A 26,262-nucleotide genomic window follows, 5' to 3' on the forward strand; every position below is an offset into this window, starting at 1 on the left:
ATGAAAAAGATAAAAGTACTATCAGTTTTTGGAACTAGACCTGAAGGAATAAAAATGTGTCCTTTAGTAAAAGCTCTTGAAAAAGATGATAGATTTGAATCAATCGTATGTGTAACGGCACAACATAGAGAAATGTTAGATACAGTACTTGAAATATTTAATGTAAAGCAAGATTACGATTTAAATATAATGGCACATGGTCAAACAATAGTAGATATATCAAACAAAGTTTTAAAAGGGGTAGATGAAGTAATAAAGGAAGCAAAGCCTGATATTGTATTAGTACATGGAGATACTTCAACTACATTAAATGGAGCTTTAGCTGCATTTTATAATAAAGTACCAGTAGGACACGTTGAAGCTGGACTTAGAACTTATGATATATATTCACCATTTCCAGAAGAAGCAAATAGAAAGTTAACAGGATGTATAGCAACATTAAACTTTGCTCCAACAAAAACTAATGAAGAAAATCTTCTAAGAGAAGGAGTATCACAAGAAAAAATAGTTATAACAGGAAATACTGTAATAGATGCTCTTTTAAGTGTAATAGATGAAAATTTAACCTTTGAACAAGAAATTTTAAATGATATAAATTATAAAAACAAAAATGTAATATTACTTACAACTCATAGAAGAGAAAATTGGGGAGAACCAATGGAAAACATCTTTAAAGCTATGATAAGATTAGTCGAAGAAGATGACAGCATAGAAGTAATATTTCCAATGCACAAAAATCCAGCAATAAGAGAACTTGCACATAATTATTTTGATAAATATAAAGGAAGAGTTCACCTTATAGAACCTTTAGAATATGTAGAGTTTGCAAATCTTATGTCAAGAGTTAAGCTTATAATGACAGATTCAGGTGGAATTCAAGAAGAAGCACCAACTCTTGGAAAACCAGTTATGGTACTTAGAACAGAAACAGAAAGACCAGAAGCAGTAGAAGCTGGAACAATAAAGCTTGCAGGAATTGAAACAGAAAACATATATAATGAAGCAAAAAAACTTTTAACAGATGAAAAAGCATATAAAGAAATGGCACATGCTGAAAATCCATATGGAGATGGAAATGCATGCAAAAGAATTTTAAATGAAATAGATAAATATTTTAATAAATAAAATTAAAAAAATATATTTATTATAGAGCCTAAGAGTAATTTTAACTAAATGTTGTTTTGGTTATATTTATTCTTAGGTTTTATATTTTTGGTCATAAAAATATGTAAAAATTTAGTTCTAAGGTCTTCAAAAAAATGTATGAAATATAGTAAAATATATTAAAGAAAATATGTAAATTATAAAGTTTAATATAAGAAGTTTTTTTATAAATATAAAATTAATTAATATTTATAGTAAAATATATTGAAATTTAAGAAAATATATAAAAAAAATGTAGAATTAAAATTCTTAAATAATAGTATAAAATGTAGTAATATATATAATAGAACTTATAATTACCAAAAATATTAATATAATATGTATAAAATGTTAAAAAAATAAAAACAGATAAGAGCTGGTATGGTATGAGAAGGAAAAAACTTATAATTTATGCTATAATTGTTTAGTATTTATAGAAATAATATTAAATTTTAGGGATTATGCCAAAATTTAGAGAAATTTAAAAGAAAATATTAAGATGGGGGATAACACATGAATGAAGAGAACATAAACATTAGCGAAATACTAGATGCTCTTAAAAAGCGTTGGAAGATAATTGTGGGGATTACCTTAGCATTTACAATAATTGCTGGAATTATTAGTTTTTTTGTTATATCACCTAAATATGAAGTTACAACTAAACTTTTTATAGGTAAAGAAAATAAAAAATCACAGGAATATAATAGTAGTGATGTAATGATGTATCAAAAGCTATTAACTACATATGCAGAAGTTGCAAAAACTGATGATTTAATTGAAAGAGCTTTAAATAAGGCTAATATAAATGAAAAAGTTAGAGATGTTAAGGAAAATCTAAAAATAACACCGAGACAGGATACTCAAATTTTAGAGATTTCCTATACAGGAAAGGATGCTAGCGAGGATGTTGCAATTGTTCAAAATCTTACAACAGAATTTGTAAAGGAAGCTAAAAAGCTTATTCCAAGCGGAAATATTCAAGTGGTAGAGAAGGCATCTTATCCACATAAGCCAGTAAGTCCAAATAAAAAGCTTAATATTTTAATAGCTTTTGTACTTGGATTAGTAGTTAGTGTTGGTTTATCATTACTTTTAGAATTTATGGATAATACATTTAAGTCAAAGGAAGAACTTGAAAAGGTGTTGGAACTTCCTGTGTTAGGAACAATACCAGAACTTGATAGTGAAGATGGTGTAGATAGAAGAAGAAAGTATAGAAAGTAAGGTGAGAATATGTTTATAGTTGAAAAACAACCAAAATCAGTACCAGCAGAGGCTTATAGAGTATTAAGAACAAATATTCAGTATTCATCTTTTGATAAAGATATAGAAAAAATATTAGTTACAAGTTCAGAACCTGGAGAAGGTAAGTCAACTACAGCAGGGAATCTTGCTCTTGCATATTCTCAAGATGAGAAAAGGGTTCTTATTATAGATTGTGATTTAAGAAAACCAAGTTTACACAAAAAATTTAGAATTTCAAATAATATAGGACTTTCTGATGTAGTTTTAGATAAAAGTAAAATATCAAAGGCAATAGTTAAATATACAGATTATCTTCATATATTACCATCAGGGAAGGTTCCACCAAATCCATCGGAGATGCTTGGGTCAAGGGCTATGGAAAGATTACTAAATGAACTAGGAGAAATTTATGATGTAGTAGTTTTAGATACTCCACCAGTTCATGCAGTAACAGATGCTCAAATACTTTCAACTAAGGTTGATGGAGTAGTCCTTGTAGTTAGGGCAGAAAAAACAAAGAAGGAAGCAGTAATTGATGCTAAGAAGTCTTTAGATAAGGTTGGGGCTAATATCCTTGGAACAGTTCTTAATGGAGGAGAAAGTAGTAAAGGAAAATACTACTATTATTATGGAAAATAAATGAAGAAAAATATAATAGATATTCATTCACATATAATAGCTGGAATAGATGATGGCCCAAAGTATTTAAATATTGCCTTAGAAATGATAAAAAGAGCAGAGAGTCTAGGAACAAAAGATATAGTAGCAACGCCTCATTTTAGGAGAGATTATTTTGAAACATCTTTTAATGAAGTTAAAATTATAGCTAATTATTTAAAATCTCTTGTTAAGGAAGAAGGATTAAATATAAATGTTCATTATGGGCAGGAAGTTTATTTTTATGAAAGAATACTTGAAGATTTGGAAAAGGGTATTATTGGAACTATAGATGATGGTAAATATATGCTTTTGGAATTTCCAATGAGAAAGATTCCAAAGGAAGCGGTAGATTATATTTATGAAATTAACCTTAAGGGAATAACACCAATAATTGCCCATCCAGAAAGATACCTTGATGTAATTAAAAATCCAGAAAGATTAAATGAACTTATTGAGGAAGGATGCCTTTTTCAACTTAATGCAGGAAGCATAAGAGGAGATTTTGGTCGTGATATTAAAAAGACTTCAGAAATTCTTATAAAACATGGAATATATGGTTTTATAGGAAGTGATGCACATGATAATAATAGAAGAAAAACTGGCATTTTAGAAGAATGCAAAGAAGTATTTAAGAGGAACAGAAGATTAGAAGAAATATTTATAGAAAATACAGGAAAGCTTTTAAATAATGAAGAGATTTTCTTTGAAGGGGAAAAAATTAAAAAGAGGGGATTTTTTTAATTTTAGAAAATTATAGTAGGAGAAGTAGTTAAATGAGTGAAATAAGAAAATTTAGATATCCAATTTTAATAATATTAGATTTAATTGCTATAAATTTAGCATATTTATTTAGTTTTGTTGTTAGATTTGATTTTGATATACCAAAGGAATTTATGACTATATATGTTAAGATGCTTCCAGTAATTTGTCTTTTATATATTATTTCTTTTTCAACTTGCAAAATGTATAGAAGTTTATGGAGCAATGCAAGTATAGATGAATTTATAAGAGGAATAATTGGATCTTTAATAGGTGGAATTTTAAATTTAATTTATAATAATATAATTAGTGAAAGAATTCCAAATAGTATAGTTGTTATAAGTTGTATTTTAATTTTTATGTTTACTTTAGGAATTAGGATATCCTATAGAGTATACAGACGATTAGTTGTATACGGAAAACTTAAAGCTAATAATAATTCAGAAAATATACTTATAATAGGAGCAGGTTCTTGTGGACATTTAGTTTTAAATGAAATATTCAAAGATAAGAAAGCAAGATTTAAGCCTATTGGAATAATAGATGACGAAAAGAAAAAAGGAACCTTTCTTTCAGGAGTTAAAATTTTAGGGGATAGATATGATATTCCAAGGGTTGTCACAGATAATAATGTTGATATTATATTTTTATGTATAGCAAATATTAAAGCAGATGAAAAAAGAAAAATAATTGAAATTTGTCAGGATACAAATGCAAAGATAAAGGTAATACCGGGAGTTAATGAAATTATAGGTGGTAAAGTATCCCTTACAAAAATGAGAGATGTTGATATTAAGGATTTACTTGGAAGAGATGAAATATCTTTAGATAAAGAGGGGGTTAAAAGTTACATAAATAATAAAGTTGTTTTAGTTACTGGTGGTGGAGGAACAATTGGTTCAGAACTTTGTAGGCAAATAGCTCACTTTAATCCTAAAAAATTATTAATTCTTGATATATATGAAAATCATGCTTATGAATTGCAAAATGAACTTAAATATGCCTTTCCAGAACTAGATCAGCAGGTAATAATAGCATCTGTTAGAGATAAAAGAAGACTTAGAAAAGTTTTTAATAAGTATAAACCAAATGTAATATTTCATGCAGCGGCTCATAAACATGTACCTTTAATGGAAGAAAATCCAGAGGAAGCAATTAAGAACAATGTAGTTGGAACATTAAATACAGCTGAATGTGCAGATGAATTTAATGTAGAAAAATTTGTTCTTATATCAACAGATAAAGCGGTAAACCCAACTAATATAATGGGTGCAACAAAAAGAATGTGCGAAATGATAATGCAAGCTATGAATAAGGTAAGTAAAACCGATTTTGTTGCAGTAAGATTTGGTAATGTACTTGGAAGTAGTGGATCAGTAATCCCATTGTTTAAACAACAAATAAAAAATGGAGGTCCTGTTACTTTAACCCATATGGAAATAAGAAGGTATTTTATGCTTATACCAGAAGCTGCACAACTTGTACTTCAAGCTGGAGCTTATGCAAAAGGTGGGGAAATATTTGTTCTTGATATGGGAAGTCCAGTTAAAATATATGATTTAGCTAAAAATTTAATAAAATTATCTGGATTTGAACCAGAAAAAGATATAGAAATAAAGGTTACAGGACTTAGACCTGGAGAGAAACTTTATGAAGAACTTTTAATGGATGAGGAAGGTCTTAAAGAAACTGGGCATAAGAAAATATTTATTGGAGCACCTGCTGATTTTGATATTGATGATGTGAAAAATAAAATTGATGAACTTTTATTTACTGCATTAAATAAAGATACAAATGAACTTAAGGAAAAGATGAAAGAAGTGGTTCCAACATATAAAGATCCAGAAGAAGTAAATGCAGAAAAAGAAATAGCATCAACTGTAGTATAAAATAAAAACTTAATTAATATAGGGGGAAAATAATATGGAAAAAAAGAGAATATTTCTTGCCTCACCTCATATGGGAGGAATGGAAGAAATTTATGTAAAAGAAGCATTTGATACTAACTGGATAGCTCCCCTTGGACCAAATGTTAATAATTTTGAAAAGGAACTAGCTGAATATGTTGGAGTGAAGGATGCAGCAGCATTAGCATCAGGAACATCAGCAATTCATTTAGCATTAAAAGCTGTTGGAGTAAAAAAAGGAGATAGAGTATTCTGTTCTTCTTTAACTTTTGCAGCAAGTTGTAATCCTATAATGTATGAAGGTGGAGAACCTGTATTTATAGATTCAGAGCCAAGTTCATGGAATATGTCACCTATTGCTTTAAAGAAAGCTTTTGAATTTTGTGAAAATGAAGGAAAGCTTCCAAAAGCTTTAATAGTAGTTCATCTTTATGGACAATCAGCTGATATGGATAAGATAATGGAAATATGCAATAAATATAATTGTCCTGTAATTGAAGATGCGGCAGAATCACTTGGAGCAACTTATAAAGGAAGAGAAACTGGAATTATTGGAGAGTTTGGAATATATTCTTTTAATGGAAATAAAATAATAACTACTTCAGGTGGTGGAATGGTTGTATCTAACAATATAGAAAAAATTGAAAAAATAAGATTTTGGGCAACTCAAGCAAGAGATCAAGCAAGACATTATGAACATACTGAATATGGTTATAATTATAGAATGAGTAATGTTGTAGCTGGTATTGGAAGAGGACAACTTAAAGTTTTAAATGAAAGAATTGCAAAAAAGAAAGAAATTTTTGAAACTTATAAAGAAGTATTTAAAGATATAAAAGACATCGAAATGATGCCTATATGTGACTATGGAAATCCAAATTATTGGCTTAGTTGTATTACGATAAAAGACGATTCTAAGGTAAAACCAATAGATATTATTTTAGCTTTAGAAAAAGAAAATATTGAATCTAGACCAATATGGAAACCAATGCATATGCAACCTGTATATAATGAATATAAATTCTTTAAACATTACAATGATGAGATTGCAGTTGGAGAAGATATATTTAATAGAGGAGTATGCTTACCTTCTGATACTAAAAATACATATGAAGATATGGATAAAATAATAAATATAATTAGAGATTTATTTAAATAATTATTAAGATTATAAGTATATATTTGTTTCAAATAAGTTATTGGTTTAAGTAAATATTAATATTGTTAATTGATTTATTAAAATTGATTGTATAGAGTTGTATTATTGATAAAATTTAATAAAATAAATCTAAAAATTTTATTAAAATAGAGTCTGAAATTTTTGAAAGAGCTTGATAAGCTAAAAACTATGAGTTCAAATATTAAGAATAAAATAATTAAGGATATGTATTTAATTAATATAGTAAAATCTGTGAAATTTTCATGCATGTAATAGATAGTTTCAAAAATGGAATATATATTACAAATAACAAGAAATGGCAACTTAAAACAGAATATAGTAATTTAAATTGTTATAAGTTGTTTTAAATAATATTTTAATTTATAGGAGTAATAATGAAAAAGAAATATAAACAAGGTATATACGAAAAATATATAAAAAGATTGTTAGATATTATATATTCATTTATATTTTTAATTGGTTTTTTTTGGCTATATGCTATTATTGCAATTTTAGTACGTATTAAATTGGGTTCTCCTATTTTATTTAAACAGCCAAGACCGGGAAAAAATGAAGAGATATTTGATCTGTATAAGTTTCGTACTATGATTGATAAAAGAGATAGTGAGGGGAATTTATTACCAGATGAATTAAGACTGACAAAATTTGGAGCATGGCTTCGAAGTACTTCGCTTGATGAGATTCCAGAGATATGGTTAATTTTTACTGGTAAAATGTCATGCATAGGTCCAAGACCTCTATTAGTTAGAGATATGATTTTTATGTCAGATGAGCATAGAAAAAGACATTTAGTACGACCAGGATTATCAGGTCTAGCTCAGGTGAAGGGTAGAAATGATATTGATTGGGAACAAAAATTGGATTTTGATATAGAATATGTAAGCAATATTACATTTTTAGGAGATTTAAAATTAATTTTTATGACAATTTTAAAAGTATTTAGAAGAGAAGGTGTTACAGAAGATAATATGGCAACAGCTGCAGATTATGGTGATTATTTATTAAAAAAGAGAAAAATTATTAGAAAGGAATATTTAGATAAGCAAGAGATGGCGAAAAATCTTTTACTTAAAAGGTGATGAAGATGATGTTACAAAATGAACTTGTTTCAATTATTACTCCATCATATAATACAGAAAAATTTATAGCTAAAACTATTAAAAGTGTATTAAATCAAACTTACAAGAATTGGGAAATGATTATTGTAGATGATTGTTCTAGTGATAATACAGATAATATAGTGGCAAAATTTAATGATCCGAGAATTAAATATATAAAAAATAATAAAAATTCTGGAGCGGCAGTTTCTCGTAATAGAGCGTTAAAAGAAGCTAAAGGGAAATGGATTGCATTCTTAGATAGCGATGATTTATGGAGCTCTAAGAAATTAGAAAAACAAATTGATTTTATGAAAAATAATGGATATTCATTTTCATATTCACGCTATAGAGAAATAGACGAAAGTGGAAATGATTTAAATGTAGAAATATATGGTCCTAAAAAAATTACGAAAAGAGCAATGTATAATTATTGTTGGCCAGGATGTTTAACAGTAATGTATGATTCTGAAAAAATTGGAATAATTCAAATTGAAGATATAAAGAAAAATAATGATTATGCTATGTGGCTTCAAATTATAAAGAAAACAAATTGTTATTTATGTGATATTCCATTAGCCATGTATAGGAAACGTACAGGTTCAATTTCTAATCAAGGATATATGAAACTAATTAAGTGGCACTATATATTATTTAGGGAAGCAGATAAAAGAAGTAGGATTTGTTCCTTAATTTTTACTATAAGAAATTTAATATTTGGAATTTGGAAAAAGTTTTATTATGTAATTAAATAGTAGAGTGGTGATATATGAACATAAATGATTTATTAAGAAAAATTGCAGTAATATTGGAAAGAAGACAAGATGCATTATTTAGTTATGATGTAGAAAAACAAAAAAAATATATTAAGAAATTAGGTAGGCCGAGAGATGATATTGAAAGATCATATTTTCAGTATAAGTGTCAAATGAAATTTAATGGAAATATAATTACATTTTTACTAAATATTGCATCAGTGCCAATGATATTGTTCTATATGTTTAAAAATGGGAAAAGTTTAATTGAGGAAGATATTGAAAAAAAAGATGCTGTATTTTTTCGTGATGGAAAACCAGAAAATATATTACCAAATTCTTTAAAAGAAGAATTTAGTTATATTGAAACAAATCCGATTGAAGATTTTTTATTAATGAAACAAGATAAGAAGTTTATTAACAAAATTATTTGTCGTTATCCTTTTTCATGGCATTTTATTTTGAAATGTATAATTAAAATTGCTAAATATAGATATGTTATAAGAAGGTATACTCCATCTGCTATTATAGTTTGTGCAGAATATTCATTTACAGCATCTATTTTAACATTATATTGTAATCAAAATAGTATTGAGCACATAAATGTAATGCATGGGGAAAAGTTATATTATATGCGTGATTCATTTTTTAGATTTGATAGATGCTATGTTTGGGATAAACATTACATTAAATTATTAAATCAATTACAAGCAGATAAAAATCAATTTATTATAGAAGTACCAGAATCATTAAAATTTAAAAATAGCGAATATTATGAGATTAAATATGATTATACATATTATCTTGGATCAGAGAATGAGGAAATATTGCAGAAAATAGCAAATACTCTAAAATCATTAAAAGATAAGGGAAATAAAGTTTCACTTAGACCTCATCCAAGATATTCAAATATAGAGTTAGTTAAAAAATTATTTTATTTTGCAGATATTGAAGATACATCAAAAGTTTCAGTAGAAAAATCATTATTAAGAACTAATAATGCAGTATCATTATATTCAACAGTATTAAATCAAGCTATATGCAATTCAATTTCTGTTGTTATTGATGATATTAGTAATACTATCAATTATAAAAAATTAGAAAGTTTGGAATATGTATGTTTAAAAAAAGAGCATAAGCTTTTGTCTGAATTAATATAAAAGGAGAAATAGATTATATTATGATAGGGTCTTTAATAAAAAAGATTAGAACATTTGTATTTACTAATGTTTGTTTAAAAAAAGCAAAAAGTTATGGGGAAAATATTAGGGTGAATCACTGGTGTAAATTTTCTCCTAAAACCACAATAGGGGATAATTGTCATTTTAATGGAATGAAAATAACCGGAAAAGGAAATGTAGTAATAGGAAATAATTTTCATTCAGGTGGCGGAATTCTAATTCTTACTTCAAATCACAATTATGATTTTGGAGAAGCAATTCCATATGATAGTACAACTATTGATGGAGATGTAAAAATAGAAAATAATGTATGGATTGGACAAAATGTTACTATTTTACAAGGAGTTACAATAGGTGAAGGAGCGATTATACAAGCCGGAAGTGTAGTTGTTTCAAATATTTCGAAGTGCGCAATTGCAGGAGGACATCCTGCAAAAGAGTTTAAGAAAAGGAATGTAGAACATTACTATAAATTGAAACAGGAAAAAAAATATTTTTAAGGAGTTATTTAAATGAAAATTATGATGTTTGCTCCATATATATATGATTCAGATATTAAAGAATTTACAAGAAATAAAACTGGATTTGGAATAATGGTAAAGAACATTTTAGTTGGTGTTAGTGAAATGACTGAAGTTGTGTTGGTAACAAGAGTTATTACAGAAGGATGTATAAAACAAGATGGAAAGTATAAAATTTTGAGCCACACTTGGAAGCAAATTATTACACAAGCACGAATTTATGATTGGAAACATGCGATTAGTAAACTTATTTATACAAAAGGTTCTTTTAAGGAAAAAGTAAGACAAGCATTTTATTGTATTGATGAAGGATATATAAGAAACCAGTTAATAAATGAGAAACCAGATATTGTACATATACATGGTATAGGTTCAATTACTAAAAATTGTATTAATGCTTGTGAAAAATTAGGTATATCTTATATTATAACTTTACATGGATTAATAGGGTTGAATGATTCTATTAATGCATCAAAAAGCGATAAGAAGATGGAATTTGATATTTTAAAAAGCTGTTTTGAAAAAAATATTTTCGTGAGTGTTATTAGTACTGGAATAAAAAGAAGAATTGAGAAGAATTATTTGAATAATAATTCTAAAAATATAAGAGTTATTACAAATGGAACAAATATTATTCAGAGAAAAATAAATAAGAAAAAAATTGATTTATCAGACTTTAATGAAACAAATTATTTAAAAAGATATCATAAAGATTTAATTAGTGGTGATTGTCCTGAAATAGATGAAACATATAAATTTCTTGCGATTTGTAAAAATAAAGGGAAAAAAATAATTATATCAGTTGGAAACTTAACAGATAATAAAAATCAAATAGAGCTTGTAGAAGCAACAAAAAAATTAAATACTGATAAAGAAGTTATAATAGTATTATTTGGGAATGAAAGAGATAATCAAAAAGTTCGGAAAAAAATAATTGAAAGTAAAGTTGAAAATAGTGTAGTTTTTGCTGGATTTTGCAATGAATTAGGTAGATTTTGGGAATTAGCTGATTTGAATGTGTTATTAAGTATAAATGAAGGCTTTGGGTTGTCTATAATAGAAGGGTATATGTATGGTGTTCCTAGCGTTACTTTTTATGATTTGGATGCAGCAAAAGATATTTATGATATTAATTCAACGATTTTAATTAGAAATAGAGAAATTAGCGCAGTAGTTGATGCTATTCGTTTAGGGTTAGAATCAAAATGGGATAGTGAAAAAATAAAAGAAGTTGGAAGGAGATTTTCTTTACAAAAAATAGTGAAGCAATATTTAAATTTATATAGCGAACAGTTGGGAGAAGAAAAGTGGTGAAAAGAAAAAAAACAATTTCAATAATAGAAATAGTAATACCTATTTTTTTTATTTTAAATCAATATAATATTGGAAACTTACCATTGGGGTTGATCGTTTTAATTGGAACATTAGTATGTCATTATTTTCAATGTGGGAAAATTAAGTTGTATATGCCACTGGTATATTTGTTTGGATTCATGTTTTTACATGATGTTATAAAGGTATTTATTGTACCATTTAATGTAGGCTTATGGGTTGAACGTATAGTATATTTTATATTTTTACTATCTATTATAGAACAAGTCAATGAAGATAATTTACATAAAGTGTGGCGTTTTGTAGGGATTATAGCAATTATAGGTATTTATATACAATCATTTCAAGTATATATACTTCATGAACCGGTGTCTATGATTAAAATATTTCCTTTTTTAAATTCTAATAGTAGTAATTATTTAGCAGAGTATATGAGGCCACATTCATTTTTTTTGGAACCTGCTGCATATGTAACATGGATATTGCCTTTATTATATATGAGTATGGAGAGAAAAAAAATATTATTTAGTGTATTGATTTCACTTTCAATATTATTATCAACTTCATCGATTGGTTGTTTTATGACAGGAATAATTTGGTTATACTTTGCATTTAGTAGAAAGAACGAAAATAAAAAAGGATTATATAAATTTTCTATATTTGCTATTTTAATTATAGGCGTAGGATTATTTTTTAATCTAGATATTTTTTCTGAAACAATAAATAAGCTGGAAAATATTTCTTTAAATAATACTTCAAATTATGTTAGAATCGCTTTTGGTATACAACTTTTTAGTATGTTACCAATTTTTTATAAAGTTTTTGGAATACCCTATAGTAGCATAGAAAATTATTTACGGAGTGGAAAAGTAAATTTGAGTTTATTCGGATTAAATAATGATATTTCATATTTAGGATTTGTTAATGCTATAGGAAATTGTGCCATTAACTATGGGATATTTGGATTATATTTTTATTTGAATTTATTTTATAAATTATTTAAAAATATTGAAAAAAGATATCGTTGCTATTTATTTCTGTGTTTTGTATCTATATTTGCACAATCGGTATTTTGGAATAGTCTATTCATTACACAATTTTCAGTATTATTTGGATGTGCAATGAAAGAAAAATGCAAAATAGTAAAGTGGAGGAATTAAGATGGAAAGTAATCATATTAACATAGCAAAATCAGCAATGGCATTATCATTAATTTCTATAATCACTTTAACATTTTCTTTTTTTAAAGAATCAATATTTGCATATTATTATGGTGCATCTTCATTAACAGATGCGTTTAATGTTGCAATTCAGATTCCTACAATACTTTTCTCATTGATTTCTACAGCAATTAGTAATGTAGCCTTGCCATTTTATTCAAAAGAACTTATTGGGAAAAGTAAACAAGGAGCTGGGAAATATGCATCTAATTTAATGACTGTAATTTCTATTTTAACTATTATTATGGTAATAGTGTGTGAATTAGGTGCAAAATATGTTGTGTTTATTTTTGCACCTGGTTTAGATAAAGAAATTCAAATAGTAGCAGTCACATTATTTAGAATTATCTTACCTACTATTTTATTAACTGAAATGATGAACATTAATACAGCAATATTGAATGTACATAAAAGTTTTTTACTTCCATCTTTAATGTCTATAATATTGAATGTAACGTTTGTTTCGTGTATTCCATTGTTAATTAAATCAATAGGTATATATGCAGCAGTATGGGGAACTGTAATAGGAACGTGTATTGAATTTATATATTCAGTACTTCTTAGAAGAAAATATATGAAGTATAAATTTGTATGTGATATAAAAGATCCAAATATGATTTCTTCAACAAAAAAAGCAATACCTGTTTTTCTAGGAATTGGAGCTGATCAAATTAATAAATTAGTTGATGGTGCGGTTTCTTCTTTTTTAAGAGAAGGGAGTATATCAACGCTTAATTATGCATTAAAATTAACAACAGCAATTTCCACACTATTAATATATGGAATTACAACTGTGGTATATCCAGAATTTGCGGAAAGTGCTGCAAAAGAAGATGACAAGAGGATGGCTGATAGTTTTCACTTTTCAATGAAAATGCTTATATTGATATTAGCACCAGTTATTTTTGGGGGCTTTATATTATCAAATGAAATTATTACTATTGTATTTTGTAGAGGAGCATTTACTTTAGAAGATGTTTATAGGACAGCACCATTATTTTCATGTTATTTAGTATGTTTAATATTTACAGCTTTTAGACAAGTTACATCAAGAATTTTTTATGCTTATGGTGATACTAAAACTCCAATGAAAAATTCTATTATAGGAATATCTACTAATATCATTTTAGATATAATTTTTGCTAAGAGTTTTGGTGCATTAGGTTTAGCGTTAGCAACAACTGTTTCTACTTTTATTATTAGTTTAATGTTATTTAATGATCTTAAAAAGCAAAATGAACATATACATTATAAAGATATGTTCATGATGATATTTAAAACAGTTATTTCATGTTTTGTTATGATGGGAGTAATTAAGTTAGGTCTTATATACATGAAGAAGGTAGGATTTTATAGTTTGGAAAGTTTTTTACAAACAGTAATTATTACGATGATAAGCGTTTTAGGTGGAGCTATAATATATTTTATTATGTTATTAATTTTACGAACAAAAGAAATAAAGGATTTAATGAATACTTTTTTGAAAAGGAGATAAAAAAATATATGTCAAAGATAGGAATTATTACATATCACCATCATTATAATTATGGAACAATGTTGCAAGCATTAGCATTACAAAAAGCAATAGAAAATTTAGGCTTTGAATCAGAAATTATTGATTTTAAGCAGAATAATACATTAAGTATAAGAGAGCTTTTATTATTACGGTTAAAGAGAAGTAGTGTTTATTTAAGACAATTAAAAAAATATTATTTATTAGGTAAATCAAAAAAAATATTTAATGAAAGAAATAATTTGTTTGAAGAGTTTTATAAAACAGAATTACATGTTGGAAAAAACAAGTATAATTCTACTAGAGCATTGATGGATAATCCACCAAAATATGATGCTTATATTGTTGGAAGTGATCAAACATGGAATCCATATGTAGCTGGACGTCCAGAAGCATTTTATTTACCTTTTGTAGATAATGATTTTTTAAAAGGTTCTTATGGACCTAGTTTAGCTGTAAATAATTTAAATTATGCTCAAAAACAATTTTTGAGAGAGAGACTTAATAAATTTTCATTTATTTCATGTAGAGAAAGAACAGGTACTGAATTGATAAAAGAAATAGTACAAAAACCAGTAACTACTGTCTTAGACCCTACATTGCTTTTAGATAAAAAAGAATGGGATAAGTTTTGTGAAGATAAACAATTAAATTCGCCGTATATTTTAACATATTTTTTAGGAGAAAATAAATTACATCGAAAAATTGTTAAGGAATTAAGTGAACGTTTATCAGTGAATATAATAGCAATTCCAACAACCTATTTGGAATTAGAAAATAAAAAAATTGAAAAAATTTATGCTGGACCAAGGCAATTTTTAAATTTAATAAAAAATGCTATGATAATTTGTACAGACTCATTTCATGGAACAATGTTTTCTATAAATTATGAAAAGAATTTTTATTCGTTTTGTAAAATGGATAGCAATGATAAAAAATCTGAAAATTCGAGATTACAAGATATTTTAGAAGAATTTAAATTAGGAAATCGTCTTATTTCAAAGACACCAGATAAAATTGAGAATATAGATTATGAAAAAGTAAATAAAATTCTTAATAAAAGAAGACAAGAATCTAAAGAGTTTTTAGTTAATATGTTAAGTGAGATGACGAGGTGAAAATAATGTTATTTGCAATAAGAGATGATGATATATCATATTTTACAACTATAGAAGAATTAGAAAGAGCATATGATTTTGTAAAAGAAGGTACTATATCACTTTCAGTTGTTCCCAAAACAGTTTCTAGGCATAAAGATGATATATTTCCTTATGGAAAAGGTATTAATGATGGGTATTATACCATATCAGATAATGATAGATTAGTAGATTATTTACGACAAGAGTGTAAAAATGGACGTTATGATATTCTTTTGCATGGATACACTCATGAATATAAGAAATTGGATAATAAATGGGTTGCAGAAATGAAATGGAAAAGTAAAGAAATACTTCAGAAAGAATTAATGGCTGGTAAAAAAGAATTAGAAAATATATTTTCTTTTAAAATTAAAGTTTTTGTGGCTCCGAATAACTCAATTGATGATAAAGCAATTTCAGTGATTGAAGATCTTAAGATGAACTATTCTGGGATTATATTACATGGAGATCGTAAAAAAAATTTTCGTTATTTTTTTAATTATATTAAGAGGTGGGGAACAAGATTAATAAAAAAGATACCATATCCAGGCATTTTAGATTATGGAAAACATAAAGAATTAGTTGCATATACATTAGATAATTTTGAACGCCTAAAGTATGAATACGAATGTTGTAAAAAGAAAAAAGTTCCTTTTGTAGTATATACTCATTATTGGCAAATCAATGATGATCCTATAAAAAAGAAGTTATTGAAAGATATTTATTCATATGTTATTAATGATGGAGCTAAATTAATTCCATTAACTGAGTGTTTTAAGGAGGAAATATGATAGATTTTGATTTTTCGAAAGAGTGTTATTCGTGTTTTGCTTGTGCTAATGTATGTAAAAAAAATGCAATTAAATTTGATGAAAATTTACATCCTATTATCAATAAAGAACTTTGTATAGAGTGTGGAAAATGTGAAAGAGTATGTATAAAGATTAAAGAATGTAAATATGAATCTAAAATAAAGACAGAGGCCATAGGATGGGCATGTAAAAATAAAAATGAAAAGCAAAGAAAAGAAAGTTCGTCTGGAGGAATATTTATTTTATTAGCAGAAAGAATTTTGAATTCTAATGGCTATATTTGTGGGTGTATATATGATGAAAATTTTATGCCTAAACATGTAGTGACTAATAATAGAGATATTGTAAGTGATATGATGGGATCTAAATACGTTATGAGCGATATGAATAGTTGTATAGAGGAGATAGAGAAAATATTGAAGAATGGGCATCCTGTATTATTTTCAGGAGTACCTTGCCAAACTGCGGCTGTTTATAATTGCTTAGGAAAGTATTCAAATTTACATATTATAAGTGTTGTATGCCATGGATCAATAGAACGTAAATATTGGAAATCATATTTAGAAAATGAAAAGCATTATGGTAAAATAATGAATATATCTATGAGAGATAAAAGAAAAGGATGGCTGAATTATGGATTGAGATTTCAATTTGTTGATGGAACAGAACATACTACATATAGAAAAGAAGATGGATTCTTTTTAAAGTGTTTTACTGATGGAATAATGGATAGAGAACGTTGTTTAGCATGTATGTATAAAGGTACACGTATTTTCGCAGACATCTTATTAGGTGATGGATGGGGAGTTGAAAATATTTATCCAGAATTAGTTGATAAATATGGTGTATCTTCTGTTATTTGCCTTTCTGATAAGGGAAAGAATCTATTTGAACAAGTATCGGATTATATGGAATATAAAAATATGTCTGTGGATGATATTATTGATAGAAATAAAAGAATAATATATACGGCAGTAGAAAATAAAGATAGGAAGACGTTTAAAAGAAAATATGAAAAAACACCAGATAAAATAGATGAATTATGTAAAAAATTTGCTAAAGAAACTATATTAAAGAAATTAAAAAGACATTTATATAAATGATTGTTAGGTTTAAAAGACATTAGTGTGTAACTCATTTAAGAATGAACGGAACAAAATGATAACACTTAATAAGGTTGGAGGTAAAAGAATGGAAAAATTAATTTTAATAGGTGCAGGAGGGCATTCTAAATCAGTTGTATCTTCCATTCAGAAAGATAAATTTAAAGTATGTGGTTTTATAGATGAAAATAAAAAAGGATTTCACTTAGGTATTCAAATTTTGGCAACAAAAATAGAGGATATTCCAAATTATCGTTCTTATAAATATTTGGTATCTATTGGAGATGTATATTTTAGAAAAATATGGTTTGAAAAAATAAATAAAATGGGATTGAAGACAGTTAATGTTATTGATTCATCAGCTATTATTGATTCATCAGTTAAAATTGGAACAGGAAATTTTATTGGTAAGATGGTAATAATTAATGCAGATGCTAAAATTGGTGACAATAATGTAATTAATACAAAGGCATTAATTGAACATGAATGTGTTGTAGGAAATAATGTACATTTATCTACTAATTCTACTATTAATGGAAATGTTATTGTAAAAAATAATGTTTTCTTTGGGAGTTGTGCTGTATGCAATGGACAACTTACAATAGGATCAGATTCGGTAATTGGTTCAGGCAGTGTTGTAATTGATGATGTTGATGCTTTTACAACAGTGGTAGGAGTTCCAGCTAAAGTAATTAAAAGAAGGGGTTAATATAAATGAATAAAGTAAAAATAGTGGCAGAGATTGGTTGCAATCATAATGGAAATGTGGAATTGGCAAAGAAAATGATAATGACTGCTAAGAAAATGGGAGCAACTACAGTTAAATTTCAAACTTTTATTTCGGAGAACTTAGTTTCTTGTTATGCACCAAAAGCTGAATATCAAAAGAAAAATGATGGAGAGAGTTCTCAATTAGAAATGCTTAAAAATTTAGAACTTTCAAAAGAAGAATATATAGAATTGAAAAATTATGCAGATGAAATACAAATGGAGATTTTTTCTACAGCTTTTGATATTGATTCAATTAATTTTTTGTATGATTTAGGACAAAAGTTATGGAAAATTCCATCAGGAGAGATAACAAATCTTCCGTATTTAAAAAAAATTGCAGAGTTATCATGTGAAGATAAAGAAATAATTTTGTCTACGGGTATGTCAACATTAGAGGAAATTTCATTTGCAGTTAAAGAATTAGAGAAGAGCAAGAATACTAAGTTTACAATGTTGCATTGTAATACGCAATACCCAACAGAAGATAAGGATATGAATTTACAAGTTTTAAAAACACTAAAAGATAAATTTTTAAATTGGCATATAGGATTATCAGATCATTCAGAAGGAATCATTGCGTCTATAGTAGCAGTAGGACTTGGTGCGGAATTTATTGAGAAACATTTTACTTTAGATAAAAAAATGTCAGGACCAGATCATAAGGCTTCTATTGTGCCAGAAGAATTAAAAGAATTATGTCTAGGAATTAGACGAGCAAGTATAATGTTAGGTGATAGGGAAAAAAAAGTTACAGAGTCTGAAAGAAAAAATAAGTTTATTGCAAGGAAATCAATAGTTGCTAAATGTGATATAAATAAAGGCGAAATTTTTACAGAAAAAAATATTACATGCAAAAGACCTGGAAATGGTATTTCTCCTATATTTTGGTATGAAATTATCGGAACATATTCAGAACGTGATTTTAAGGAAGATGAATTAATTAAATCTGATATGATAAAATGGGAAAATGAATAATTTTATTATTATTTTTCTTCAATATGAGGTTAGATAAGAGAATAATAAAAATATTTTAATATTATAAGGAGTGTTTCTATTAATGTATAGTATTTGTGGAAATAAGAGAAATATATATGTTTAGGAGGTGTGTGTGATGGTTGTTATGGTAGTTGGAATGGGCTCTATGGGAAAAAGAAGAATTAGATTATTACAGAGATTTAAGCAAATTGATAAAATTGTAGGTGTAGATGGAAGAGAAGATAGAAGATTTGAAGTTAAAAATACTTTTGGTTGTGATGTATTTGAAAATATTGAACAGGCAATTGCAAAGTTTCCTGAAATAAATAGTGCATTTATTTGTACATCTCCTTTATCACATAGTGAGTTAATCTCAAAAGCTTTATCTGATGGGCTGAATGTATTTACAGAAATTAATCTTATATCCGACGGATATAAAAAAAATATGGATTTAGCAAAAGAAAAGGGAAAGATATTATTTCTATCTTCAACATTTTATTATCGAGAAGAGATTTCATATATACGTGACAAGATTGTTGGTAAAAATAAGTTGAATTATATTTATCATATAGGACAATATTTGCCTGACTGGCATCCGTGGGAAAGTTATAAAGATTTTTTTGTAGGAGATAAAAGAACAAATGGATGTCGAGAGATAATGGCAATTGAATTACCTTGGTTAATTGGTACATTTGGAGAAATTAAGGATTTTCATGTAATATCTGATAATATGTCTGATTTGAATATTCAGTATAAAGATAACTATATGATTCAATTGACACATAGTAATGGAAATAAAGGAACTTTGATTGTTGATATTGTTTCCCCAAAGGCTGTTAGAAATCTTGAAATATATGGTGAGAATATTTATTACTCATGGAATGGCTCACCAGAGACATTGGAGCAGTTTAACTCTGATACTAAGATTTTAGAAAAAGTACAACTTTGTGAAGATGTTGAGCATATTGATGGATATGGTTCTTTTATTGTAGAAAATGCTTATCAAAAAGAGATTAATGAGTTTTTAGATGTTGTAGATGGAAAAACAATACCTATGTATGGTTTTGCTGAAGACTTAAAGGTGCTTCGTTGGATTGATAAATTTGAGGAGGCATGAAAATGAATAAATTAAAAGTATGTTTTGTTGGTATAGGATCTATTGCAAAACGTCATATTAAAAATTTATATGATATTTGTGATGAAAAAAATTTAAATTTACAAGTTGATGCATTGAGAAGTAAGAATGGAAAATTTTTAGATAATATAAAGTACAAAATTTCGAATGTTTATTATAATGAAAATGAGCTTCCACATGATTATGATGTAATTTTTATAACAAATCCTACTGATTTTCATATTGATACATTGAAAAGACTACATGATAAAGGTAAGCATTTTTTTATTGAAAAACCTCTAACTTCTTACAAAAAGTTAAATAAAGTTTTTGATATTAAATATAGACATGATTCTGTATATTATGTAGCTTGTCCAATTCGATATACAAATGTGATACAGTTTTTAAAAAAACATATTAATTTATCAGATGTTATTTCTGTGAGATGTATAAGTTCTAGTTATTTACCAGAATGGCGTCCTGGCATAGATTATAGAAATACATATAGCTCCAGTAAAGATTTAGGTGGTGGAGTTAGTATTGATTTAATTCATGAGTGGGATTATATTCAGTATCTTTTTGGAAAACCAGAATCAATTTATTATACTTGTGGTAAGAAATCTTCGCTTGAAATAGATTGTGAGGATTATGCTATTTATGTAGCAGAATACGGAGAGATGGTTGTAGAATTACATTTAGATTATTTTGGAAGAAAATCATTACGAGAAATTATGATTTTTACTAATCACGACACAATTGTAGGTGATTTAATAGGAAGTAAAGTTACTTTTTTAAAAGCTGGTAAAGTTATTGATTTTTCAGAAGAACGTAATGATTTTCAAAAAAATGAATTGAGGAATTTCTTTTGCTTAATTGAGCGTAATGAAAAAAATATTAACTATATTAAAGAAGCTTACCAGACAATGAATTATACACAAGGAGTGATTAAATGATTAATATGCTATTTACAATATGCGGTAGAGCTGGTTCAAAAGGGATAAAAAATAAAAATATTAGAGAGTTTTGTGGTTATCCATTGCCATTTTATTCGTTATCAGTAATAGATATGTTGAAAAAAATGAATTATGAATTTAATATAGATGTGGTTGTAAATTCAGATAGTTTAGAGTTACTTGATATGATGAAAAATAATCCGTTTTTTATTGTTAATACAATTAACCGTTCAAATGATTTAGGAGGTGATGATATTCCTAAGATTGCAGTTATCTATGATTGTATGGATAAGATGCAAAAGCGTAAAAATAAGAAATATGATATGATAATTGATTTAGACATTACTTCACCACTTAGGACAGTTGATGATTTGAAAAATCTTATTGAAACTCATATTAGAACAGGGGCTGATGTTACAACATCAGTGACTGATTCAAGGCGAAATCCATATTTTAATATGGTTAAGAAAACAAAGCACGGTTATCAGAAAGTTTTAAATTCAGAATATACATCTAGACAGCAGGCTCCAGAAGTATTTGATATGAATGCTTCACTTTATGCATATAAACCAGAGTTTCTTATTAGTGGTAAGGGTGTGCTTGAAGGATATTGTGAATGTATTTATATGTATGATACAGGTATTTTAGATCTTGATTATGAAAATGATTTTGAATTAATGGAAGTTATTGCTACATACTTATATGAACATAAACATAAATTTGGAGATATTTATAGACATATAAAGAAACAAATATAATGTTAGATTTTTAATAAAGATAATTTCAAATATCAAAATTCTATAGTGAGGGGGTATATATAAGATGAAAAAAATATTTAGAGTAGCTTATGCAACAGGTTCTAGAGCTGATTATGGGATTGTAAGAAAATATTTACAATACTTAGATATGGATAAAGAAATAGAGTTTTCAGTACTGGTTACAGGATCTCACTTGGAAAAAAAATATGGATATTCAATTGATAATATAAAAAAAGATAATTTTAAAATTGGGTGCGAGATTTCAATTGAAATAGATAACAGTAATAATGCAAATATTATGAAAAGTATGGCTATTGCATTAGAAAAGTTTGGTTCTTTTTTTGAAAAAAATAAGTATGATTTATTAATTATTTTAGGGGATAGATATGAAATGTTGTCAGTAGCGATTGCTGCATCAATGCAAAATATACCTATTTTGCATTTACATGGTGGTGAAACTACTTATGGAAATTATGATGAGTTTATACGACATTCTATTACTAAAATGAGTCGTTATCACTTTACAAGTACAGATGTATATAGAAAACGTGTAATTCAATTGGGCGAAGAACCACAAAGAGTTTTTTATTTAGGAGCATTAGGAGCAGAAAATTGCAGAAATTTAGATTGTGGAAAAGTAGTAAAAGAAGTATTAAATATGACACAAAAAAAATATTGGGTCATAGCATTTCATCCAGAAACATTAACAGATATAAATATAGAATCTCAAATTCAGGAGATTATATTTGCCATAAATAATATGATAAATAATGAAGAAATTGTATTTATAGGGAGTAATGCAGATACAAATTCAGATGTTATTCGAAATGCATGGATTATGTATGCTAATATGCATGAAAATGCACATTATTTTGAAAATCTAAACGTTGAATCTTTTTTATGGTTGGTTAAAAATTCAGTTGCATTTGTTGGAAATTCTTCTTCAGGAATTATTGAAGTTCCATCTTTAGGAGTATATACAATAAATATTGGAGATAGGCAAAAAGGTAGAGTTCATGGTGAGAGTGTAATTGATGTAAAGTGTAATAAAGATAGTATTATTTTAGCAATGAAAAAAGTTAAGTATTTATTAAATAAAGGATATTCATTTAAAAATCCATATTATTTAGAAAATACTGCCGAACGATATTATCATCAAACTAAACAATTATTACGATTAGGAGTATCTGATGTGAAAGAATTCTATGACATTGAATAAAAGATTTAGTTATTGTATTTAAGTATAATAAAATAGGAGGTAAAAATATGAAAATAGCTATTGCAGGAACAGGATATGTGGGCTTATCTATAGCAACTTTATTATCACAAAATAATGATGTATGGGCAGTGGATATAGTTCCAGAAAAAGTTGAATTAATTAATAATAAAAAATCTCCAATTAAGGATGAATATATAGAAAGATATTTATCTGAAAAAGAACTTAATTTAAAAGCTACATTAGATTCAGAAAAAGCATACAAAGATGCAGAATTTGTTGTTATTGCTACACCTACAAATTATGATAGTAATAAGGATTTTTTTGATACTTCAGCAGTAGAATCAGTGATTCAGTTGGTGCTTAAATATAATAAGGATGCAATTATGGTTATTAAATCAACAATTCCAGTTGGTTTTACATCTTATGTACGTGAAAAATATAATTGTGATAACATTATATTCAGTCCAGAATTCCTTCGTGAATCTAAAGCTTTATATGATAATTTATATCCTTCAAGGATTATTATTGGTACAGATATTGAAAATAAACGTTTAGTAAAAGCAGCAAATACCTTTGCTGAACTTCTTCAAGAGGGAGCAATTAAAACTGATATTGATACTTTATTTATGGGTTTTACAGAAGCAGAAGCTGTAAAATTATTTGCGAATACATATTTAGCACTTAGAGTTTCATATTTTAATGAGTTGGATACCTATGCTGAAATCAAAGGGTTAGATACTCAGAAAATTATTAATGGAGTATGTTTAGATCCTCGTATTGGTTCACATTATAATAATCCTTCTTTCGGGTATGGTGGATATTGTCTGCCTAAAGATACAAAACAACTTCTTGCTAATTATAAAGATGTACCTCAGAATATGATTTCAGCCATTGTTAAATCCAATTGTACAAGAAAAGATTTCATTGCAGATAGAGTTTTATCTATGGCTGGATGTTATGACTATCATGATTGTATGGATTATTCAGTTGAAAAAGAGAAGGAATGTGTAATTGGAGTTTATCGTTTATCAATGAAATCTAATTCTGATAATTTTCGCCAGTCGTCTATTCAAGGTATTATGAAACGTATTAAAGCAAAAGGAGCTACAGTTATTATATATGAACCAACGCTTGAAAATGGATCTACTTTTTTTTCATCAAAAGTGATAAATAATTTAGATGAGTTTAAAGAAAAAAGTCAAGCAATTATTGCCAATAGATACGATTCAGTTTTGGATGATGTAAAAGGAAAAGTGTATACTAGAGATATTTTTAAGAGAGATTAAAATTAAAAAAATATATTTATTTGATGTAGGATATAACTATTGTTAAAAATAAATATAGCATTATATAGTTAATAATTGAATAAAAGATTTTAAAAAATAAAAATAGATCAAAATGAAATCGTAATATTAAAAATATATAAACAGAGAATAAAATAATTTAGATAAATTTTAGAGTGTCGTTTAAACTAATAAAAAATAATTATATCATAATATATTTTAATTTATTTATGATTAGTATATTTATTATTTTAATTTAATAATAATTACAGTTAGAAGAAATCCAATAATATATATTTAAGTCTAATAATTTTAATATGTTTATTAGTATCAATAAGTATAGAGTATATATTATATTGAAGTGATGTTAATTCTATAAGTAGGTAGAATTTTGAAGTTAATGATATACTACTAAATACTTTTGGTGGTGTTTTAGGTTATATAATTTTTGATAGATATATAAGAAAGTTTACTAATAAAAATTAATATAAAAACAAAAGATTGCATCAATATTAATATTGATGCAATCTTTTTACTATAAATATTAACAGATTTATTGTAAAATATTATATGATATTAATTTTTTTTTAAAAAATAAATTAAGAAAGGAAGAAAATTATGGGGAAGAAGAAAAGTAAACTTAAAGTTGTTATTATAAGTATAATTGCAGTCTTAGTTATTGTACTTGGTGGTGGATATTTATACATAAATTCTAAACTTGGTAAAGTTCAGAAAGTAGATATTAATAAAGATAATCTTTCAATAGATCAAAATATTGAAAAAGATAAAGCAAAAAGTGAGATTAAAAATATTGCGTTATTTGGAATAGATGCGCCTAAAGGTAAAACAGGTCGTTCTGATGCAGTTATGATTTTAACTATTGATAAAAAACATGATAAATTAAAACTTACATCAATTATGAGAGATTCTTATGTCGATGTACCAGGTCATGGAAAGACAAAACTTACACATGCATATGCTTATGGAGGACCTGAACTTGCAGTAAAAACATTGAATCAGAATTTTAAACTTAATATAGAAGATTTTATGGCAGTTAATTTTACATCCTTACCAGAAATAATTAATAAAATAGGTGGAGTACAAATAAATATAACGAAAGAAGAAATTAAGCATATTCCAGGAGTAACACATTCAGGAATGCAAACATTAAACGGAGCTCAGGCGCTAGCTTATTCAAGGATAAGATATGCTGCAGGTGGAGATTATAAGAGAACTCAGAGACAAAGAGTTGTTCTTGAAGCTATTTTTAGAAAGATGAAGGATTCTCCAAAGAGTGAATATCCAAACTTAATAAATGAGTTTTTGCCTTATGTAGAAACTAATATGTCATCATTAGATATGATAGGACTAGCTAAGGATTCAATGCCATTATTAAAAGGAAATTTAGAACTTGCAAGATTCCCTTTAAATGGAGATTGTCAAGGAAAGATGATAAATGGTGTTTGGTATTTGGTATTTAATCAAAAGAAAACTTTAGATGAAATTCAAGGTTATATATATGATAATAAACCATTACCAAAAGGTAGTAATACTAATACTTAAAAAATAGTATCTTCATATAATAATAAATTTAATTAGATATTAAAGGAAATACTGGCTAA

At 26.6% G+C, this 26,262-nt stretch carries 24 protein-coding genes; all 24 read left to right on the forward strand.

Going from position 1 to position 26,262, the window contains the following annotated elements:
• The 24 genes from wecB (at nucleotide 1) to J2S18_RS07275 (ending at nucleotide 26,203) form a co-directional block, all read left to right on the forward strand.
• Nucleotides 1–1,125 carry a non-hydrolyzing UDP-N-acetylglucosamine 2-epimerase gene (gene wecB, locus J2S18_RS07160; protein WP_307485086.1) on the forward strand — a complete coding sequence of 375 codons (1,125 nt, stop codon included), beginning with the start codon at nucleotides 1–3 and terminating at the stop codon, nucleotides 1,123–1,125.
• A gap of 531 nt (nucleotides 1,126–1,656) precedes the next feature.
• Nucleotides 1,657–2,367, forward strand: coding sequence for a YveK family protein (locus J2S18_RS07165; RefSeq protein ID WP_307485089.1), 711 nt, complete (start codon nucleotides 1,657–1,659; stop codon nucleotides 2,365–2,367).
• Between the two features lie 9 nt (nucleotides 2,368–2,376).
• Nucleotides 2,377–3,027: a CpsD/CapB family tyrosine-protein kinase gene (locus tag J2S18_RS07170; protein ID WP_307485092.1), complete on the forward strand. Its 651-nt coding sequence runs from the start codon at nucleotides 2,377–2,379 to the stop codon at nucleotides 3,025–3,027.
• Nucleotides 3,028–3,789: a tyrosine-protein phosphatase gene (locus J2S18_RS07175; protein WP_307485094.1), complete on the forward strand. Its 762-nt coding sequence runs from the start codon at nucleotides 3,028–3,030 to the stop codon at nucleotides 3,787–3,789. It abuts the gene before it with no gap.
• A gap of 32 nt (nucleotides 3,790–3,821) precedes the next feature.
• Nucleotides 3,822–5,696, forward strand: a complete 1,875-nt coding sequence (locus J2S18_RS07180) for a polysaccharide biosynthesis protein (protein WP_307485096.1) — start codon at nucleotides 3,822–3,824, stop codon at nucleotides 5,694–5,696.
• Between the two features lie 34 nt (nucleotides 5,697–5,730).
• A complete protein-coding gene (locus J2S18_RS07185; RefSeq protein ID WP_307485098.1) occupies nucleotides 5,731–6,873 on the forward strand; it encodes an aminotransferase class I/II-fold pyridoxal phosphate-dependent enzyme in 1,143 nt (380 codons plus the stop codon).
• A 395-nt stretch (nucleotides 6,874–7,268) separates the two neighbouring features.
• Nucleotides 7,269–7,973 (forward strand): sugar transferase, encoded by a 705-nt coding sequence (locus tag J2S18_RS07190; protein ID WP_307485100.1) that lies wholly within the window; start codon nucleotides 7,269–7,271, stop codon nucleotides 7,971–7,973.
• A 5-nt stretch (nucleotides 7,974–7,978) separates the two neighbouring features.
• Complete coding sequence (locus tag J2S18_RS07195) at nucleotides 7,979–8,746, forward strand: glycosyltransferase family 2 protein (protein WP_307485102.1); 768 nt, start codon at nucleotides 7,979–7,981, stop codon at nucleotides 8,744–8,746.
• Nucleotides 8,747–8,760: 14 nt separating this feature from the next.
• The gene (locus J2S18_RS07200; RefSeq protein ID WP_307485105.1) at nucleotides 8,761–9,906 is read left to right on the forward strand and encodes a hypothetical protein; all 1,146 of its coding nucleotides are present in this window, start codon (nucleotides 8,761–8,763) and stop codon (nucleotides 9,904–9,906) included.
• A gap of 20 nt (nucleotides 9,907–9,926) precedes the next feature.
• On the forward strand, nucleotides 9,927–10,427 hold the full coding sequence (locus J2S18_RS07205) for an acyltransferase (protein WP_307485107.1): 501 nt from the start codon (nucleotides 9,927–9,929) through the stop codon (nucleotides 10,425–10,427).
• A gap of 12 nt (nucleotides 10,428–10,439) precedes the next feature.
• Nucleotides 10,440–11,762, forward strand: coding sequence for a glycosyltransferase family 4 protein (locus tag J2S18_RS07210; RefSeq protein ID WP_307485109.1), 1,323 nt, complete (start codon nucleotides 10,440–10,442; stop codon nucleotides 11,760–11,762).
• Nucleotides 11,759–12,940, forward strand: a complete 1,182-nt coding sequence (locus J2S18_RS07215) for a hypothetical protein (RefSeq protein WP_307485111.1) — start codon at nucleotides 11,759–11,761, stop codon at nucleotides 12,938–12,940. The genes J2S18_RS07210 and J2S18_RS07215 overlap by 4 nt, the downstream gene beginning before the upstream one ends.
• Before the next feature lies 1 nt (nucleotide 12,941).
• Nucleotides 12,942–14,495 carry a murein biosynthesis integral membrane protein MurJ gene (murJ, locus tag J2S18_RS07220; RefSeq protein WP_307485113.1) on the forward strand — a complete coding sequence of 518 codons (1,554 nt, stop codon included), beginning with the start codon at nucleotides 12,942–12,944 and terminating at the stop codon, nucleotides 14,493–14,495.
• Nucleotides 14,496–14,503: 8 nt separating this feature from the next.
• Nucleotides 14,504–15,631, forward strand: a complete 1,128-nt coding sequence (locus J2S18_RS07225; RefSeq protein WP_307485115.1) for a polysaccharide pyruvyl transferase family protein — start codon at nucleotides 14,504–14,506, stop codon at nucleotides 15,629–15,631.
• A gap of 5 nt (nucleotides 15,632–15,636) precedes the next feature.
• Nucleotides 15,637–16,443, forward strand: a complete 807-nt coding sequence (locus J2S18_RS07230) for a DUF2334 domain-containing protein (RefSeq protein WP_307485117.1) — start codon at nucleotides 15,637–15,639, stop codon at nucleotides 16,441–16,443.
• Nucleotides 16,440–17,567, forward strand: coding sequence for a Coenzyme F420 hydrogenase/dehydrogenase, beta subunit C-terminal domain (locus J2S18_RS07235; RefSeq protein ID WP_307485119.1), 1,128 nt, complete (start codon nucleotides 16,440–16,442; stop codon nucleotides 17,565–17,567). The genes J2S18_RS07230 and J2S18_RS07235 overlap by 4 nt, the downstream gene beginning before the upstream one ends.
• Nucleotides 17,568–17,655: 88 nt before the next feature.
• Nucleotides 17,656–18,276, forward strand: coding sequence for an acetyltransferase (locus tag J2S18_RS07240; protein ID WP_307485122.1), 621 nt, complete (start codon nucleotides 17,656–17,658; stop codon nucleotides 18,274–18,276).
• Nucleotides 18,277–18,281: 5 nt separating this feature from the next.
• Nucleotides 18,282–19,313: an N-acetylneuraminate synthase gene (gene neuB / locus J2S18_RS07245; RefSeq protein ID WP_307485124.1), complete on the forward strand. Its 1,032-nt coding sequence runs from the start codon at nucleotides 18,282–18,284 to the stop codon at nucleotides 19,311–19,313.
• A gap of 136 nt (nucleotides 19,314–19,449) precedes the next feature.
• The gene (locus J2S18_RS07250; protein WP_307485170.1) at nucleotides 19,450–20,430 is read left to right on the forward strand and encodes a Gfo/Idh/MocA family protein; all 981 of its coding nucleotides are present in this window, start codon (nucleotides 19,450–19,452) and stop codon (nucleotides 20,428–20,430) included.
• A gap of 2 nt (nucleotides 20,431–20,432) precedes the next feature.
• Nucleotides 20,433–21,380 (forward strand): Gfo/Idh/MocA family protein, encoded by a 948-nt coding sequence (locus tag J2S18_RS07255; RefSeq protein ID WP_307485126.1) that lies wholly within the window; start codon nucleotides 20,433–20,435, stop codon nucleotides 21,378–21,380.
• Nucleotides 21,377–22,138: an acylneuraminate cytidylyltransferase family protein gene (locus J2S18_RS07260; RefSeq protein ID WP_307485127.1), complete on the forward strand. Its 762-nt coding sequence runs from the start codon at nucleotides 21,377–21,379 to the stop codon at nucleotides 22,136–22,138. Before J2S18_RS07255 ends, J2S18_RS07260 begins: the two co-directional genes overlap by 4 nt.
• A 64-nt stretch (nucleotides 22,139–22,202) precedes the next feature.
• Nucleotides 22,203–23,357 carry a UDP-N-acetylglucosamine 2-epimerase gene (gene neuC / locus J2S18_RS07265; protein WP_307485129.1) on the forward strand — a complete coding sequence of 385 codons (1,155 nt, stop codon included), beginning with the start codon at nucleotides 22,203–22,205 and terminating at the stop codon, nucleotides 23,355–23,357.
• Between the two features lie 47 nt (nucleotides 23,358–23,404).
• A complete protein-coding gene (locus J2S18_RS07270) occupies nucleotides 23,405–24,643 on the forward strand; it encodes a nucleotide sugar dehydrogenase (RefSeq protein ID WP_307485131.1) in 1,239 nt (412 codons plus the stop codon).
• A 615-nt stretch (nucleotides 24,644–25,258) separates the two neighbouring features.
• Nucleotides 25,259–26,203: an LCP family protein gene (locus tag J2S18_RS07275; protein ID WP_307485134.1), complete on the forward strand. Its 945-nt coding sequence runs from the start codon at nucleotides 25,259–25,261 to the stop codon at nucleotides 26,201–26,203.
• The last annotated feature ends 59 nt before the right edge of the window (nucleotides 26,204–26,262 follow it).

The organism is Eubacterium multiforme, assembly GCF_030813415.1.
Lineage (GTDB): Bacteria > Bacillota > Clostridia > Clostridiales > Clostridiaceae > Clostridium > Clostridium multiforme.